General features: G+C 54.1%; 20 protein-coding genes and 1 pseudogene. 1 reads left to right on the top strand and 20 read right to left on the bottom strand.

All coding sequences use genetic code 11. The features are described from left to right. The first annotated feature begins 621 nt into the window (after positions 1 to 621). Positions 622 to 846: a hypothetical protein gene (locus C3F35_RS18000; protein ID WP_103793052.1), complete on the top strand. Its 225-nt coding sequence runs from the start codon at positions 622 to 624 to the stop codon at positions 844 to 846. A 45-nt stretch (positions 847 to 891) separates the two neighbouring features. On the opposite strand, the gene C3F35_RS17995 is transcribed toward C3F35_RS18000, so the two are convergent. From C3F35_RS17995 to C3F35_RS17915, 20 genes and pseudogenes are all read right to left on the bottom strand, one after another. Further along, positions 892 to 3,612, bottom strand: a complete 2,721-nt coding sequence (locus tag C3F35_RS17995; protein ID WP_103793053.1) for a lytic transglycosylase domain-containing protein — start codon at positions 3,610 to 3,612, stop codon at positions 892 to 894. Then, on the bottom strand, positions 3,609 to 4,928 hold the full coding sequence (locus C3F35_RS17990) for a phage DNA ejection protein (protein ID WP_103793054.1): 1,320 nt from the start codon (positions 4,926 to 4,928) through the stop codon (positions 3,609 to 3,611). The genes C3F35_RS17995 and C3F35_RS17990 overlap by 4 nt, the downstream gene beginning before the upstream one ends. After that, complete coding sequence (locus tag C3F35_RS17985; protein WP_103793055.1) at positions 4,928 to 5,608, bottom strand: DNA transfer protein; 681 nt, start codon at positions 5,606 to 5,608, stop codon at positions 4,928 to 4,930. The genes C3F35_RS17990 and C3F35_RS17985 overlap by 1 nt, the downstream gene beginning before the upstream one ends. Further along, a complete protein-coding gene (locus C3F35_RS17980; RefSeq protein ID WP_103793056.1) occupies positions 5,602 to 6,063 on the bottom strand; it encodes a DUF2824 family protein in 462 nt (153 codons plus the stop codon). The genes C3F35_RS17985 and C3F35_RS17980 overlap by 7 nt, the downstream gene beginning before the upstream one ends. A 16-nt stretch (positions 6,064 to 6,079) precedes the next feature. Then, positions 6,080 to 6,241 carry a hypothetical protein gene (locus C3F35_RS26875; RefSeq protein WP_176393127.1) on the bottom strand — a complete coding sequence of 54 codons (162 nt, stop codon included), beginning with the start codon at positions 6,239 to 6,241 and terminating at the stop codon, positions 6,080 to 6,082. 225 nt (positions 6,242 to 6,466) lie between these two features. Further along, positions 6,467 to 7,453 (bottom strand): helix-turn-helix domain-containing protein, encoded by a 987-nt coding sequence (locus C3F35_RS17975; RefSeq protein ID WP_103793057.1) that lies wholly within the window; start codon positions 7,451 to 7,453, stop codon positions 6,467 to 6,469. After that, a complete protein-coding gene (locus C3F35_RS17970) occupies positions 7,437 to 7,913 on the bottom strand; it encodes a ProQ/FINO family protein (RefSeq protein ID WP_103793058.1) in 477 nt (158 codons plus the stop codon). Before C3F35_RS17970 ends, C3F35_RS17975 begins: the two co-directional genes overlap by 17 nt. A gap of 12 nt (positions 7,914 to 7,925) precedes the next feature. Next, the gene (locus C3F35_RS17965; RefSeq protein WP_103793059.1) at positions 7,926 to 8,375 is read right to left on the bottom strand and encodes a single-stranded DNA-binding protein; all 450 of its coding nucleotides are present in this window, start codon (positions 8,373 to 8,375) and stop codon (positions 7,926 to 7,928) included. Positions 8,376 to 8,554: 179 nt separating this feature from the next. Then, positions 8,555 to 11,299 (bottom strand): TOPRIM and DUF927 domain-containing protein, encoded by a 2,745-nt coding sequence (locus C3F35_RS17960; protein ID WP_103793060.1) that lies wholly within the window; start codon positions 11,297 to 11,299, stop codon positions 8,555 to 8,557. Beyond that, on the bottom strand, positions 11,286 to 11,687 hold the full coding sequence (locus tag C3F35_RS17955; protein ID WP_233211667.1) for a hypothetical protein: 402 nt from the start codon (positions 11,685 to 11,687) through the stop codon (positions 11,286 to 11,288). Before C3F35_RS17955 ends, C3F35_RS17960 begins: the two co-directional genes overlap by 14 nt. Continuing rightward, the gene (locus tag C3F35_RS17950) at positions 11,684 to 11,905 is read right to left on the bottom strand and encodes a hypothetical protein (RefSeq protein WP_103793061.1); all 222 of its coding nucleotides are present in this window, start codon (positions 11,903 to 11,905) and stop codon (positions 11,684 to 11,686) included. Before C3F35_RS17950 ends, C3F35_RS17955 begins: the two co-directional genes overlap by 4 nt. Next, the gene (locus C3F35_RS17945) at positions 11,902 to 12,165 is read right to left on the bottom strand and encodes a nicotinic acetylcholine receptor subunit beta (RefSeq protein WP_103793062.1); all 264 of its coding nucleotides are present in this window, start codon (positions 12,163 to 12,165) and stop codon (positions 11,902 to 11,904) included. The genes C3F35_RS17950 and C3F35_RS17945 overlap by 4 nt, the downstream gene beginning before the upstream one ends. Beyond that, a complete protein-coding gene (locus tag C3F35_RS17940) occupies positions 12,162 to 12,356 on the bottom strand; it encodes a hypothetical protein (protein ID WP_103793063.1) in 195 nt (64 codons plus the stop codon). The genes C3F35_RS17945 and C3F35_RS17940 overlap by 4 nt, the downstream gene beginning before the upstream one ends. Beyond that, positions 12,349 to 12,558: a hypothetical protein gene (locus C3F35_RS26870; RefSeq protein ID WP_199186155.1), complete on the bottom strand. Its 210-nt coding sequence runs from the start codon at positions 12,556 to 12,558 to the stop codon at positions 12,349 to 12,351. The genes C3F35_RS17940 and C3F35_RS26870 overlap by 8 nt, the downstream gene beginning before the upstream one ends. Then, on the bottom strand, positions 12,551 to 12,748 hold the full coding sequence (locus tag C3F35_RS27095) for a host cell division inhibitor Icd-like protein (protein ID WP_103286012.1): 198 nt from the start codon (positions 12,746 to 12,748) through the stop codon (positions 12,551 to 12,553). The genes C3F35_RS26870 and C3F35_RS27095 overlap by 8 nt, the downstream gene beginning before the upstream one ends. Positions 12,749 to 12,786: 38 nt before the next feature. Next, positions 12,787 to 12,984, bottom strand: a pseudogene (locus C3F35_RS27090) (ash family protein); the annotation flags it as partial. A gap of 124 nt (positions 12,985 to 13,108) precedes the next feature. Next, a complete protein-coding gene (locus C3F35_RS17930) occupies positions 13,109 to 13,828 on the bottom strand; it encodes a hypothetical protein (protein WP_103793064.1) in 720 nt (239 codons plus the stop codon). An 8-nt stretch (positions 13,829 to 13,836) separates the two neighbouring features. Continuing rightward, complete coding sequence (locus tag C3F35_RS17925; RefSeq protein ID WP_199186153.1) at positions 13,837 to 14,283, bottom strand: hypothetical protein; 447 nt, start codon at positions 14,281 to 14,283, stop codon at positions 13,837 to 13,839. Continuing rightward, positions 14,280 to 14,498, bottom strand: coding sequence for a helix-turn-helix transcriptional regulator (locus C3F35_RS17920; RefSeq protein ID WP_103793065.1), 219 nt, complete (start codon positions 14,496 to 14,498; stop codon positions 14,280 to 14,282). The genes C3F35_RS17925 and C3F35_RS17920 overlap by 4 nt, the downstream gene beginning before the upstream one ends. 90 nt (positions 14,499 to 14,588) lie before the next feature. Beyond that, on the bottom strand, positions 14,589 to 15,554 hold the full coding sequence (locus C3F35_RS17915; RefSeq protein WP_103793066.1) for a hypothetical protein: 966 nt from the start codon (positions 15,552 to 15,554) through the stop codon (positions 14,589 to 14,591). Between the last annotated feature and the right edge of the window lie 88 nt (positions 15,555 to 15,642).

Genomic DNA, 15,642 nt, shown 5'->3' with positions numbered 1-15,642 from the left:
TAAGCCTGGCTGCAAATTGCCGATTTTGAAGGTTAGGTTTTGTAAGGTTTCTTTATGGACTCCGAAAACTCTCATACTGCTCGCGTAGTGATGTCCGAAAAACCTTCACGCCTCGCGTAATGACCCCTAAAAAACCTTCACCATATTGGTGAAAGATCCTCGCGTAGTGATGGTGGAAAAATCTTCCCGAGCCTTCGCGTACTTGTCGCGAAACCCCATGCTATGGGCCTCTCCGCTATTCTGTGCCCTCAGTGATGTAAGATTAATCTTCACTCAGCCAAATTTTCGACTGAGTACTCGCGCGCGTACTGTTGCATAAAGTCGCCCTCCCTCGCGTAGTGACCCCAAATTAATCTTCCCAGCTCACATAGTGAGGTAATTAAAACCTTCTCGCGCGTACTGGTCACGAAACTCCCCCGCTTCGCGTAGTGACCACCGAAAAACCTTCGCTGGCTCACACGCGCGCGTATTGCTCGTGAAACTCCGCTGTAATCAGAACAGGCCTCCCGTGTTCAAAATTTTTAAATATTCTCTGCCAAGGTGATTGTTTTTAATTGCGGGCAGATGGATACCGTTGCATGCTGATGGTTAGTTTTTATTCGTGGTTAAATTGAGGGATAAATGAAAAAGATAGCTCTGGTTCTTCCCCTTCTCCTGGCGGCATGTGCGCAATCAACCCAAGTCAACCGTGGCGATGGAAAGAAGCAATATCTCATTGAATGCGGAGCAGGATCCGCCTGGTCGGTCTGCTATGAGGAAGCAAACAACGTTTGCCCGGCAGGATACAATGATGTTTCCAAATCATCCGGGTTCAACCGAAAAGAAATGACTGTTGAATGCAAATAGCCTTCCATGGCCCCTGTGACTCCGATAGCCAACCCGCCAGGCTGGCTATTCTTCTTCCCCAACATCTTTCATGCCGCTAAGCGTGGCGACAATACCGGCCCTCGTCAGCTGTGTGAATCCCTCAACACCGACAGCATCCCGGATCGCTTTCATGGCAATCTTATTGGCTGCAAATCGTTTCTCAGCTGCGGATATCGCTGCCGGTGAAGCTCCCGCGTTTACTGCCTTTGTGGCTTCCTGAACTGCCTTCTCGATGGCATACCGGCCACTTCTCGTTGCGCCAATCTTCGCTACTGTATTCCTCAGCGCGCCGCCAGCGACCATGCCACTAATCGAACCCAGTACGCCGCCGCCAAAACCACCCGCGATAGCGCCAGACTGTTGAATGCCATTCATAATCACACCGACAATTTTTGGGAGGCCGTTATCGAGATTTTTGACGGCTTCTGTCGTTCTGCCTGTGCGTTCCACGTATCGTTGCGGTCTGGTTCCGGCTTTAGCGAGCACACCGAACTCCTTCATGATTTTCCCCAGCTCCGGCGCATGGCGGCTAATGGCTTTTACATTTTGCGGGGTCATGAGTTTGGCAAAATACTGGAGGCCAGCACCTTCACCGGCACCACCCTTTTCTCCCTGAGCAGCAGCATGCTGAAGGATGGAGGCAATTGCTGGCTGGCGTTCTGCTTCCGGCAATGAAGAGATAAGACGGTGAAATGCCCCAGGCCCGCTATCTGCAGATGCCTTAAGCATGTCTGCGCCTTTTCTAACCATGGTATCTAAAGCTAGATCCCGGCCAAAAACAGACTCGGCATTTTTTTTAGCCGTAATGTACCCCTTCGAGAGGTCGTTAGCTTTTTGCCACTCAGGGAGGAAATTACCTTTTTCAGCCATGATGCGCATGTCATCAGTGATCGCTCGGCGCATCTCCCCGGCAAGACGGGCAGCATTGGCCTTGCCGGCACGGATGTTTGCCTGTTCAGCATCAGCAAACTTAGCGCGCCATGCTTTCATCCCGTCAAAGGTTATGCCCCCACTCTGGCCGTTGGCTGCCTGAAATTGCTTCATCTCCGGGCTCAGTGGTACATCAGCCGCTTTTTCTGACTGAACGACCGCCATCCCGTTACTCATTTTCATTCTGTCGCGCGGCATCGTGCTGCGCAGGTCTGCCCATGCCGTATTCTCGGCGTTTTTCATATCGGCCAGGCTGGCACTGATACGATCTTTAATTGCTGCGCTTTTTTCTGATGCGCTGCCAGTCTCAGCGCCGAAATCAGCCAACTGTTTATTCAACTTTGAGGAGATTTCATTGAATGCTGCCAGGTGCGCATCCTGTACGTTCCCTGGCGTTGACGCAAGAATCCCCTCAGACTGAGCTATCCCGCGACTACCCGAGCGCATACCAGGCGTCAGGGCATCGACATTCACACCTGTGCTTTCAGCAGCCCTCGCAACATCATCACTGACGCTTGATGCCTGAGAGGCGATATTTTCGCGACCGGCAGCAGAGCGCGCCGCTTTTGACACATCATTGGCGGTTTCCAGCCCATTCACTGCGCCACCAGTTGGGCCTGCAGGATTCGCATTCCCACGCATTACATCACGCATCGCGCCAGTTGCCGCCTGCCCGCCTTTTATCAAAGCACGGGCCCCCAACGATCCAGCCAGACCAATACCAGTCTCTTTTGCTAAGTCCTCGGGGGTAATCTGCCCGTTCTTTTGGGCGTTCACCAGTGTGCCCGGCAGGTTTTCAGCCAGCATGCCAGCCACCTGAGTGGCCGCACGTTCAGCGCGCGGAGCATTAGCCATAGAAGCGGCCGCGGCGGCAGTCCTTTCCGCGCCCACCCCTGGAATGAGATAAGGAGCCAGTTGTTCACCAGCCTGCGCGTATGGGTCTGTAGGGCGATCCACGGGGCGAGAGACAGGTGAAAGCGGGTTGTACGTGCCATCCCCCATGCCAAGCTGCTGACCTGCCCATGCTCCTGCAGACTGGGCCGCATTGACCACCCCAACACCGGCATCCATTACGTCAAACGGGATATTCGCAATCCCTCTCGCCGCCTGCTCAGGTGCTGCTTTCAGGCCAGGAGAAAGATATTCCATCTCAGGGTTAAGGTTCGACTGGGCTACCTGCTGTTGCGGCTCCCCGGCTCCCTCGTTGGCGAGAAACTGGGCTCGCTTCTGTTCCCACGAGCTGGCGGTTGGCTGTCCTGCCTCCTGATTCTTATACTGCTGGCGTTTTGCATCCCATGCAGAAGTGTCACCCACCTGTGAGATTGCCTTGTCGAGATCTGCGTAGTCAGGCTGCTGAGGGGGGCGACGCTGCCCAGCCTGGGCATACTGCAGGATTTCGCTGTCATCAGGGATAATCCCTGCATCTGCAAATTTACTGACGTAATCCGCTGTTTCAGCTGGCAGTGTAGCTTTGCCGTTCCTGACCGCATTAACACGCGCGTTGCCGGAGTTGTACCCGGCCAGAGCCATTCCGATATCACCAAAGCGCTCCACCCCTTTGTTGAGGTGGTTTGCGGCTATGTCCATTTGCTTTTCAAACGGCAGTGAGCGCGGGTCCGTCCCACGATAACCCGCATCACTCATTGCCGACGGCATCAGCTGGGCGTACCCTCTGGCACCTTTCGGTGACTCTGCGCCACCGTTGCCACTGGATTCATTGCCCACTAACGTTTCCATCGTGCCGGATGGAAACCCGTATTTTTCATCTAGGCGGCGGGAATAGGCTGTCTGTCTCTCTGTCATCTGCGCCATCATTGCCCTCCCTTAAGCTTCGCCTGATAGTAACTTTCTGGCAGGTAGCCATGCGCGGTCACATAATCCTTAACCAGTGAGGGATCCTGCAGCAGCATTTTGGTATCTGTCTCCTCATCCTGTGATTTGGTTACAGGAATGCCGAGCCCGGAAATCTGGCGCTTCTGCATACGTACAATGACGTCCTGGGCTTTGTTTAACTCACGCAAGAACGCGTCGTTGCTGGTGGCTGACTTAATGCCGTTTTGAGACTGCATAAGCGCCGCCCTCTCCCCCTCAGTTGGGTTACCGCCAAAAGTGCCTTTGAGGCTCGGCAGAATAACCTTGAGGTTGTATTCATCAGCTTTGGCACGCAGACTGCGCGTGTCCTCTGCCATGTCAGGAAGAAAACCAAGTCCACCAGTCAGCGGGTTATAGTTTTGCGAGCGGGTTACTGCTGTAGGGTGCTGCCCGACAATGCCAGCCAGCTCATGACCCACCCCAAGAGCAGAGTTCAGGGAGTCGATATTGCCTGCGACAGTATTGATTTTGTCGTTCTGCTTCTCCATTTTCGCCTGCTGTACCTTGCCAAGTTCAGCATTGAGCTTGTCGCGCTCGATATCATTCTGAGCACGTCCAAGCCGCGCTTTCAGAGCCATTTCACGAGTGCGAAGCTGGTTATCGGTCTGAGTCTTGAACTCATCAAGATCGAGGCGTCTGTCGCCCTGCGCGGCATTAACCTGAGCGTTATAGGCTGAGGTGTTTGCGTTCTGCTGCGCAATGCCCTGCCCCTGCTGCTTATCCTGGACGGCAAAGTAACTATTCGGATCAGCGTGAAGATGAATCAGGTCGGTGGTTCTGTTGAATCCCTGCGGGTCGTTCTGCCAGGACTGATAAACCTCTTCTGCAGGCAGGCCAAATCGCTGTAACACTGGATTCGCCTGCTGAATGGCTTTCTGCATGACCAGAGGATCGCCGGTTTGCGAGGCAAGACGGAGATTCATTGCGGCGTCAGCGGTCTGCCGGTTCTGCTCAGCGTCGATGAATCCCATTTGTTTTTGTGAGTCGGCCATAAACTGCGGGTACTGAGCCATTAACTGCTGGACGCCAGCGCGGTCGTTTTTGGATACCTTATCCCCCAGTTGCGTCTGATAATCCTTAAGTTGCCGTGCGGCCTCCGCCTGCTGATTAATCTCAGCAACGCCCCGTAACCCTTGCAGAGCCATCACACCCAAATTCGGCTGCTGCTGATACTGCATAGGCTGAGGAACATCCGCACCTGGAGCATTTGTATTTTGAGGGGCCAAGCTCTGAAGCCCACCAAGTTGCCATGTAGCCATTAGAAACTCAGCCCCCCAAGTAAGCCAATGCCACCGCCGATTGCGGCACCAACACCTGTGCCCAGTACAGGAACAACACTACCCAACGCAGCACCGGTCATTGCCCCTGTAGCCGCACCACCAATACCTCGAGCAAAGCTGGATGGTTGCTGAGCCTGCCCCGCATTAATGGAACCAAGCCCCTGTAAAAGCTGCCCTGTATTGTTTGCGAAGTTCTGACCTGCTGTAGCCTGCCCTGACGCCGCATTCATGCCGATATTGAGAAGATTTCCGTAATTTTGCATTTGCCCGCCCAGCCAGTTGTTGAATAGCTGTGGGGAGATCGCACTTAGCTGGTTCGCTGTTGCCGTTGAACCCAAACCTCCTGTTGCTTCTGCCGCATTAAGATTTTGATAGCGAGCCTGATCAGCCTGAGCCTTGTATAACCCTGAGCCGAAGAAGTCATTTGCAGCCTTGTTCTGTCCTTCGAGGGTCATTAACCCCTGCAACCCTTGTAACGCAGGGAGGCCAACCTCGGCATACGGCTTGAGGTTATTCATCACCGTATTCCACTGCTCACGCTGCAAATCAATTGCCTGTTGCTGGGTTTTGGCCTGAGCCTTTGCGCCGCCGTCGCTACTGCCACCTTTGGCATATGTCGCACGGGAAAGATGTTTGTTTGCGATCTGGAAAATTAACATTCGATGAATTCCTTATATTGCTGGCGCGTAAGCTGGTACAGAGTCACGCCGACTGGTTTTTCATTGCAGATATACGCATCGTCCAGATGCCCTACACGCGTCGCGCCGAGCAGGCGGATAATCGCGCGGCCGTATTTCGTTGTGTCGGGCACCATCGTGATGCTGTTCAGGAAGGGGGAATTCTGGAGAAGCCATTTGCAGAATAACCGGTGACCTTTCAGCGCATACTCACCACGGAATCCGGGATCGTAAATTGCGTGCGCCTCCACTATGCAGTGCCAGAAATTGCGCACCTCATGCACGCCAACCAGCATTAATCCTTCGTAGATGCCGAGATAGAGCGCGTCGGCTTTGATTTGATAGCTATCGCCTGACTCAACAATGTTCCCTGTATTCTGGGGATCGTTAAGAAAGGCCTGTAATCGCAGTGGGTCATCAATGATTTGCAGTTCCATGCGTTACCGCCCGTTGCTACATGCAACCCGCCAGCGCCTTTTCCATGAGGCCTCGCGCGATTTCGTGAAGAGAAGGCGCAACGCCAATCCCTGACTTTTTACGCTGCTCGTCCTGAATCTTTTTGATGGCCTGCATCTGCTTTTCACTGAGCAGGACCGGTTTAACTGAAACAGCCATACGACCTCCGTCACTGTATAACGATACAGCTATTATAGTTTCACAAAACGCAATGATCATTAATTATGTTGCAAAAAAAGAAATGAATTGAGCGTAAAAAAGCCACCCTTTCAGGTGGCCTGCTATCAGGTGTTATCACTGGCTCGCAGTCCTTTTTTATGGACTCCAAAAACTCTGTAATGCGCCTTTATGGTGTCGCATTACTCTTCCTCACTAACCAGCGCTTCACTCAACTGCCCCCTGCCCACTGACAAGGTTAAGAAGGATTTCATCCAGCTCGTCCCTGCCGTCGTGCCGCTCGCTCTGTAACAGCCATTTCAACACGTCTACCGCCTCGCGCTGGTGGCGGGGCCGGATGATCGAAAGCTTGCCGTTAAGCCAGTCCTCGCGGTCATAGACTTCCTGCCGATGTTCCACGCCGTACTGGTCACCCAGTTCTATACTGGCGGTATGTCGCATGTGATAGAGCCAGTTCCAGTATTCGAACTCCCGCACCACGTCAGAAAGGGTGTGCGGATCTGGCAGTACGTCGCAGAATCCGTTGTGCGCTTCGCTGCGGGCATCATCAACCTCCACACCCCGAAACCCGTACAGCTCCCCGGACTCTACCTCTTTCGATGTCATACCGAAGTTATCCCCCACCAGCAGCGCCGACTGGTCAATCAGCAGCTCTGCGGCCACCGGCTCCATCGCAGCATCATAGCTGCCGTAATGCGCCCTCACCTGGCGGGCACTGGCGATCCCTTCCTTTGCCCGGCGGATAAAGTGCTGAGGGTCATCCATAAACATTGTCCCAAACGCCACGTTGAGTAGGTCAGTGCCGTTGAGCACCAGCCAGTCGCGGTAACGCTTCTCTGCGTCTTTGGGTTTGATGGTCAGCTTCTGCAGGGCTTCCTCGGCGGCGGCCAGGTGCGCCGGTTCGTTCAGTTGGATCACCTCCAGCACCCAGAGATAAGCGTCGGTCTGCTTATGCCCGGTCACCACTTTCTGCGGCGGCAGCGGCTTCACCGTCGCCAGTTCTGTGCTGTGCTTAGGCTCAGGGATGGTGAATAGCGCCGCATGCGCCGGATTGTCGTCAAACAGCCCGCTGCGCTTACACACCGCGCGTACCGTGGTGGTCTTTATACCCAGCGCGCCGGCAATGCGACCATATCCCAGGCCGCGGCGTTTGAGGCTGATAATTTCCGCTTTCTGCTCAGGCGTCAGGCGCATTGTCACCCCCTGCCGTAATCTTGCCGTTCATGGCCGAGAGATTTTCTCTAGCCAGCCGCTGCTGCTCCGGCGTCACCTCTCCGACCGGCTCACCAGCGAGGTTATAACGCGCTCCGCCTGCGATCAGTGCTTTCAGATAGATTGCGCGCCGGGTGTACATCGCAACGGCTGCCCGTATCTTTCCTGCGCCGGTAATACCCCGGGCACACATATCGGCTGCTATCAGTTCGGCAGTGCCAATCGCCAGCGGGCGCGGTGCGTCCAGGCTGAAAGCTGCAGGCCAGTGAGTGATCAGCAGTTCCAGCTTTTTGCGGTTGTGCCTGCTCTGCTTTGTGCCTCCCGCTGCGCCTGCGGGCTTCTGCGGGGTTTTCGATGTTGTATTCGCCTCTTTGCCTGTCGCTGCGCTTGCGGTCGTTGTAGCGCGTTTCAGGCGCAATACGGGGCGTTTGTTTTCGTTCATTGTTCTGCTTCCTCAGAATGGCACCTGATCGTCATAAGGCGGGGTCTGGTCGTAGTCCTCATACCCCTGCGCTGGTGGCCTCTGCTCCTGCGTGCGGCGCAGCGCGTCTGTTGGTTGCCCCTGCTGACCTTTCTTCCCTCCCGGGCGCGCCGTTCTGGCGCTGATCACACTATCGGCAATAACCTGATACCCGGTCTGTGTGCCACCGTCGTTACCCGCCCACTGGTTCATCTGCATATTGCCCGCCACGCTTACCATGTCGCCCTTCTGATGTTTCGCCAATGCTTCGGCCTGTTTGCCAAACGCAGTGATCGCCAGCCAGAAGGTAGCCTCTCCGTTCTCTGCTTTCTGGCATGGCAGCGTCACCGCCATGCGGGTAAATGCCATCGGGTTACCATTGCTGGTCGTGCGGCTCTGCACATCAGCCACCAGCCGACCATATGCTGAAATTTGTGCTGTCATCTTCTTTTACCTGCCTGTGATTCTGAAACCCGGGATTTGTGTTGGTTCAAAAAGGGCATTTGTTGGTTCAGTGTTGGTTCAATTTTTGAGCGTGAACCCTTAAATAACAGCAACATAAAAACACTGAACCAACTGAACCAACTGAACCAACGCCTAAACTACGCACATGAGAGAGTTACTTATTCTGGCTGGCTCCCCTCCGGTTGATACTGGATCACGTAAACATTGATTTGCCGTCCATCAATGCGTGGAGACTTGCGCTGATACCCTCGCCCGGTATTTGGTGGGGTCAGCATCCCGGCGTTTTTCAGCACCTCAGCAAACATCTTCGCGTTGAATCCCTGCGCTATCTCTTTTTCGAAAGCTGCGGGGAAGGTGTAGAACACCACCGGGTCAGCTTCATGCCCTCCCTTCTGGCGATATCCTGCCAGGTTGGCAATTGGCAGGCTGCCCGGGTCATACGGGAATGGCGCGAACCGACTAAGCCCGTGGGCGTTGAGGAATGCTTCGGTCTGCTCGATGATTTGCTGATGCTCTTTATTGCCGGTACCGAACTCCCGGATCCAGGCGTTAAAGCTGTACTGAATCGCATCACGGCAGGTCTGCTCATCCCAGCCGGTGATAACCCTCCCGGCCATGAGCGCAGCCTCAAGAATGGCGAAACGCGCACCCACTCGATGTACCTGCTCCCCGTAGTCAGCCGGAATAATCCCGCGCCAGCGCGCCTCCGCTTCACGTACCGCTTTAACAGCCTCCTGCTGGTGGTCAGCCAGCCACTGAACCCATGAGCGGCCAGCTGCGCCATGGTGGCTCTGATACGCATCTTTCAGCGCATCGGCATGGTGCTTACCGCTTTCGTGGCCGTGGAAGTGAATAGCCTTGCTCAGCGGAATGTTGAGCAGGCGCACCAGTTGCCCGGCTTTGGCCTTGCGCCCGGCACCGGCAATGAAAGTCTCCAGATCCACCTCTCCGGTGCTGATGGCAACAGTGCGCCAGCGTTTTAGCTCGCGGTTACCGCCCTCTTTGGCTCCCTGCAGTTTCCCGGTTCCGTTGAACAGCGCATAAGCCGACTTATAGACCTCCACCGGATCCGCACCCTGGCCGATTTCATCCAGGGGCATCAGCGCGTCATTGTGTGCCGCTGCTTCGTTCGCCAGCCCCAGCGCAGTGCCGTACCACGTCAGACGCAGCACATCAGGATTGCCATACAGACTGGCCGCCACGTTGGCCGTGGTGGTTTTACCGGCGCTCGACTGTTCATAGAAATGGATCCCGAACCCGTCCGCACCGGCAAGGCCAATCAGCGGGGCCGCCAGCGCCGCCGCAACACCGGTCATCATGGAGTAATTACCATTTGCCAGATTTGCCACGCTGTCACGCCAGCTCTCTGCTGTGCCCCGGGTGGTGTAACCTGATGCGGCAGAACTGCGGCCATTAAACAGCACCGGTATTTCAGGGGTGCCAATAATGTCACCGTCAGGCATCAGGTATGCGCCGCACTGCCAGCCTGTAGCCTGGGCAATGCGCCAGACCTCTCCTTTGTGCGCCTGGCTCTGTAACCAGTCAGCCAGCGTCGCGCGCAAGCCGCTTTTAGTGGTGACGTACAGCCCGCCGGCTTTAAGCGTTCGCCACCCCTCTCTTTCACCAATGTCGGCCAGAGGGATCGCCTGCGTCGTTTCTTCCTTCGCTCCCAGCGCCCGCCAGCGCAGCACCAGATAGCGCGTTCTGTTGTCATCAATGCCAACGCCAACCACTTCCAGCGCGGAACAAAGCAGGCTCTCTACTTCGGTGATCTCTCCGCTCTTTTCTTTAGGTTCAACCCAGTAAAGGCCATTGCGACGGCTGTCTACATACGGCTTCTGTGCGTTGCGTTTCTGGCTGACATGAGAGCCGATATCAATTACTTCTGCTGGCGCAGTCACTTCTTCTCCTTGCGGCAGGTTCAGCGACTCGTTAAAAGCAGCGATGGCGTTCTCCAGTCCATGCTGCTGGTGGTAGTCGTTCCAGTCTGACTTATGATCACCAGGTGGCAGAGCCACCAGCCCCGTTACTGTCGCTGCGGCTTTCTCTGCTGCCTCCTTCCCGGTATTGGGCTCGTCTGGCTTGATGTCGTTATCAGCGGCAATGACGATCTGCGCCTGCGGGTGCTTCCGTCGCATTATCTGCGCTACGGGCAGCAGGTTCCCAGCGTCGATAGCGACCACTGCCAGCGCGTCAGGGCGCATCAGGTGAACAGAAATGACGGTTGCCAACCCTTCGCCAATAATTACCATCTCCGGCGAATGATCGGGATTAATGACGTAATAAGAGCCCTTTTTCGCCGAACCGGTCAGCAGGCGCTTTTCCCCTGTTACCGTAATAGTCTGTGCGGCCGCATCCTCGCCGGTCTCATTCACCAGCACCAATAGCAGAGCGCCGCCAGGCAGGATCGGATAGGTAAACCCGGGCAGCCCCTTGCCAGACAGATATGCAGACTCGCCAGGCTTCGCCTGAACCGCCAACGTCTCCAGTTTCGAGGTGAAGCGGGCAGAACGAGCCGACTTTTCCTGCGCCTGCTGCTGCTCCAGCGCCGCCTGGCGTTCAGCCTGTTGCTGCTGTCGCAGGGAGTTATCATTACTGGCTGGAGTATGCAGGGTCTGTACATTCATCCCCAGCGCGTCTGCCACCAGCTGAGCGGCCCGGGTGGCGTCGCAGCTGTTAACCTTCTTCACCAGCTCCAGCCCGTCACCAGCACCACATGCGTTACAGAAATGCGCTCCGCGCCCGTCGTCATCGAATCGAAAGCGATCCTTGCCTCCACATGCCGGGCAGGCGACCTGCGCGCGTGGTGAGGCGGGGACATCAATCCCCATCAGTGAAAGCACGTCCGGCCAGCGACCGCGGGCGGCCTCAGAAACATGGCGGATTACATCAATGTTTCGCATCGCCATACCCCATGTTGTCGATATGCGTAGCGATGTAATTCACCAGCATGTTCCACTTGGCAATGCCGTAATCGGAGAGCGTCCAGTCCTCGTTCTGCCATAGCTCGAGTTCGGCCAGAGTTGTCAGCTTCCACGACTCTTTGTGTACCAATTTCATAACCGGCAACAGATAGGCATCAATCAGAGCGCCAACGTCTGACGGTTTCAATGGCGTATCGACTGAGCGTCCTTCTGGCGTAATGATTGTCATTGTTTCAGCACCAGATAAAGCCAGATTGTGGACCCACACAGCACCGCAAAGCCTTGCTATGCGTTCCGCCAGCCGTGAGCTGATCGCGTAATCTGCGTGGCTTGATAGCGCTTCGTTTTGCTCTTTCATGTTGCTCATGCCTCGCCCTCCTGGTGTTCACGCATCACGTAATCAGTCAGCTGGCTCTCTGCCTCTTCCATGGCTTGCGGAACTCCATGCAACAGCGTGAGAACGGAACCGATAAGACGAGGCAAATCGGGATGGGAATTCTTTGTGGTGCTTTCCAGCCACATGGATAAAACGGCCTGAGCCTGCTCTACCTGGCAGGTGGCATCAATCAATTGGAGCTTGCTCATTCCTCACCCTCCGCATCAATACGTGCTACATCAACCAACAGCAGAACTTTATCCAGCCAGCAATACAGCTCGGCCTGCTGATCCTCTTCCAGCTTCGGCAACAATTCCGTCATGACGTGAGAAATACCGCGGCGAGCGCGAGTCAAACGCTCCGCTGTACGTTCTGCCAGAGAAAATGAGTCCGGGTAAGCATGCTCACGGGAGAGCATCGCATCGACATCATTTTCTGCAGGATGGCGATAAAGGAGATTGATGTTCATGCCTCACCCTCCAGCATCGCCAGATCAGCGCGCGCTTCATTGACCAACCCAGAACAGGCATCAATGGCGTCAGAAATATCGCAGGGCTCCATGTTTTCGGCAGCATGACTGAGAGCGATCAATACGGCAGAAGCCTGTTCGATACACTTCATGGCAGCCGCAATACGGGCTTTATGAGAAGGCTTAATCATGGTCCACCCCCGGCAGTGCGTGGCCTTCCAGCAGGCTGTGTAAGTCGCGGGCGTACACTTCGAAGAGAGAGATAAGAGCAGCCAGGTATTCATCCCGGTTGTCAGCGTTACCTTTCAGCACTTCATCCATCAGCAATGACAGTGAAATGAGGTTGGCCGAACGTTCTGTAGGGTCGACGGGGAGATCGTAGGTCTTAATCATGGCGCACCCCCTGTACAGAGATGCGTCCAGCGAAGAAACAGACGTGATCACGCACCAGAGAGCGACGAGCATCACGCTCAGTCTCAGCAGCAACATGGTGGAGAACAGGTTTGATTGTCGGACAATCGCGGCGAACTGCGGCGATAATCCAGATGAATTGCGGATTTTGGGTAGGGGTAGTAGCCAACATGTGGCAGTCTCCATTCGATAGCGGGTAACGCTACCACCGGAAACGCCAATTTCACTGGTGGTAGCCCAGGCAGGGTTGGCGTAACCGGCTCGAATGAATACCGGCGCTTCCGAAGAAGCCCCTGCCTGAGCCACCATTGCTCTTGAAAGGCGCTGGATTATACACCAACGCCCAAAAAAAGGGTGAGTCAGACCAACGACATAAAAAAAGACGCTAGGCGCGTCACATGTCGCCATTCGATTTGCCGGGACGCCAATCCCGGTACCAGATTTTGCTGGTACGCTATAACCATAAACCTGGTTAGGGACGAACGGCAAGCCCTTTTTGTGCAGAGGGTGCAAAACTTGATTTAGGGCACTTTTAAGCATGACCTACCCCCAGAGTGGCGCTGCCGCTCATAAGGCTTGCGAATGCCTCCATGCGCTTAGCTACCTCTCTCACCGCATCTGTTGGGGTCAGACCATTATTAATCGCTTCCTGAAATGCTGCCTGCTCAATCTTCTGCATAACGATCAGTACGCCCAGTTGCTGCGCATCAGCTGAGCCGCGTTCACCATCTGACAGGCCAGCAACACGGTTTTCAGCGCGTGCCAGATTGATATAGTGATGACGCTGCGCGCCCAGAGCTTTCAGACCGTCACGGCTTTCGTGATAACCGGGCAGGTATTCACGGCGTACCGGTTGAGTGGCGCGGCGACCGGTGAATGCCTTGGTGACATCCAGCTTGAACTGATTAATACGCTCAGGATCACGCCCACGGATGATACGCAGCAGATAGTCGAGCTGAGGCTCATTCAACAGATAGCTGATCTCAGGACGCCCGCGCTTGCGACCGGATTTTCCCGATTTCAAATCGGGTAATTCTTTGAGTGACTGACGGGGCAGCGATCCCAGCTCACGCAGTCGGCCCTGGTGCGATTTAATCGTCGCGCCCAGGCTTTCATGCTGTATTCCGGCGCGCTCAGAAATGACGCGGGAATCAATGCGCGGCTCGGATTTATGATTAATTAAAATGTCATTCTGGCTGGCTTCAGGGTGAGCGAGGCCCTGACCGGCTAAGGTCATATTATTTTTCATCATCATTTTCCTTATTCGGCGGAGCTGTCCGGGTACAGGTTCATAATGCCTTCAACGTCCATCTGGTTGAGGGGCTGATGGCCGTTAGTCATTGCGCAGGAATTAACGAGGGTGATCACCTTCTGTACGTCGGCGCGCTTAATGAAGCGGTAACGGTAATGGCTACCAATGCCATCAGGGTTAGCCTCGTCGATACGCTCAAACTGAATATCGAGGCGACGCTCCAGCTCTGTTATGTAGTTCCGCCCAGAGGAAAGACGACAGCAGCGCAGGATCTCGTTCTCGGTAATGCCGGTTGTGCCGGAACGCAGGATGAGTAAGCGAGCTTTATGTTTCTTTGGCACTGGTTTTGTTGTGCCTTGCTGGCTATCATCACCGCAAGCGCTTTTAAATGGCGCGGGGTTCTGATTCAGTTCGATATGACGCTCGGTAGCACGGGCGTTTTTTATTTCCATCAAGCCACCTTCCCCCGGCGTTCTGCCAGCCAGTTATTAATTTCCACAGCGTCGAAAGCGGTAACGCTGTCGCTGAGCTTAATCGGGCGAGGCAATTTGCCGTTCTTCACCCAGCGATCAATGGTAGGCATGGATACGCCCAGCAGTTCCGGCATACGGAAGCGGCGGATGTATCCCGAGGTAGGTATGGCCGATGATGCCGGTTGAGCGGTAGGCATAGTCCCGTAACTCCTGTGATAGTTGGTGTTACGGGCATTAAAGTAAAAAACAGCAACGAAGTGAATGACACTAAAATTAGTATCATGGCACTAATTTTTAGTAGCAGTATTCTTCGGCTTTCCTGCAGTTGTGCGGTCCTCAGGCCTTCTACCCATATCCGATATTATTTTTTTTAATAAATCTGCTGATGGTTCTGGGTAGCCCGCGCCTGCGTAAACCCAATGATTTAATGTTGCTGACGCCCAATCCTCTTGAGTCTCTGCGCCATTTTTATTTTGACACTCTTCGGCGAACTCCTTCTTAACAAGAAGTAGAGCCATTATGCAGTTTTCTCTGTTTGCACTGAATCGCGAAGAATTCCCATGTTCTTTTCCACTAGCCTCATGTGAATCCCTTTCTTTTTTTCTCTTTAACTTAGGATTTACATGGCTCCCAATATCAGTCCCATTGACTGCTGCATGATGTAGTTTTTCAATATCCTCCCGCAAAATCAGACCATTTTGGATATCAAGCACGGTATCTTCATATAAAGGTTCAAGACGTGTATCACCGTGAATATCCAAACCTATGGAAGAACGATCCCAGTTACTCCCGCGAATCAAGTAAATTAAAGAGTCTTCAGTTAACTCCACCCGATAGGCACCATCATCATCCACTTCTGGAAATGGAGCGTCGATTCTTACAAAGCCATTAACAATAACATTACAGGTAATGATACATTGGCCTTCCTCCGAGGGAATTACTTGAGGAGGATTGATCACTTGCACATCAGCAAGTTCAGATGAAAATTCAATAGTGTCCATGTAATCAAAGTAGGTTTGATACATATCACTCGTAGACAAATCAGCCTCAATAAAAATTCTTCCGCAGAAGTGATTTACTCGAAAGACTGGATCTATTTTGCCTGTTTCAATCCAATGGAAAATGTCATAAGGCTCGCACTCCAGTAGTCTCGATGCTCGATCTATCGAGCAATATTGTAATGGAGCCATCCTTTTAGAACGCCAGATAGAAAGCTCATCTGATGTTGGTGCTTTATTTAATTTTTGATTCATCACGCTGCCTTTGATGCGCGCCTTAAAAGGGATTGAGCCAGGCGGTAAGGCTTCCCGCTTTTCGCCCCGTCGGGCTAGGCTCAATCTG

The sequence above is a fragment of the Leclercia sp. LSNIH3 genome (assembly GCF_002935105.1).
Lineage (GTDB): Bacteria > Pseudomonadota > Gammaproteobacteria > Enterobacterales > Enterobacteriaceae > Enterobacter > Enterobacter adecarboxylatus.
The sequence above is the reverse complement of the archived record's forward strand: the minus strand, read 5'-3'. Positions and strand labels throughout refer to the sequence as shown.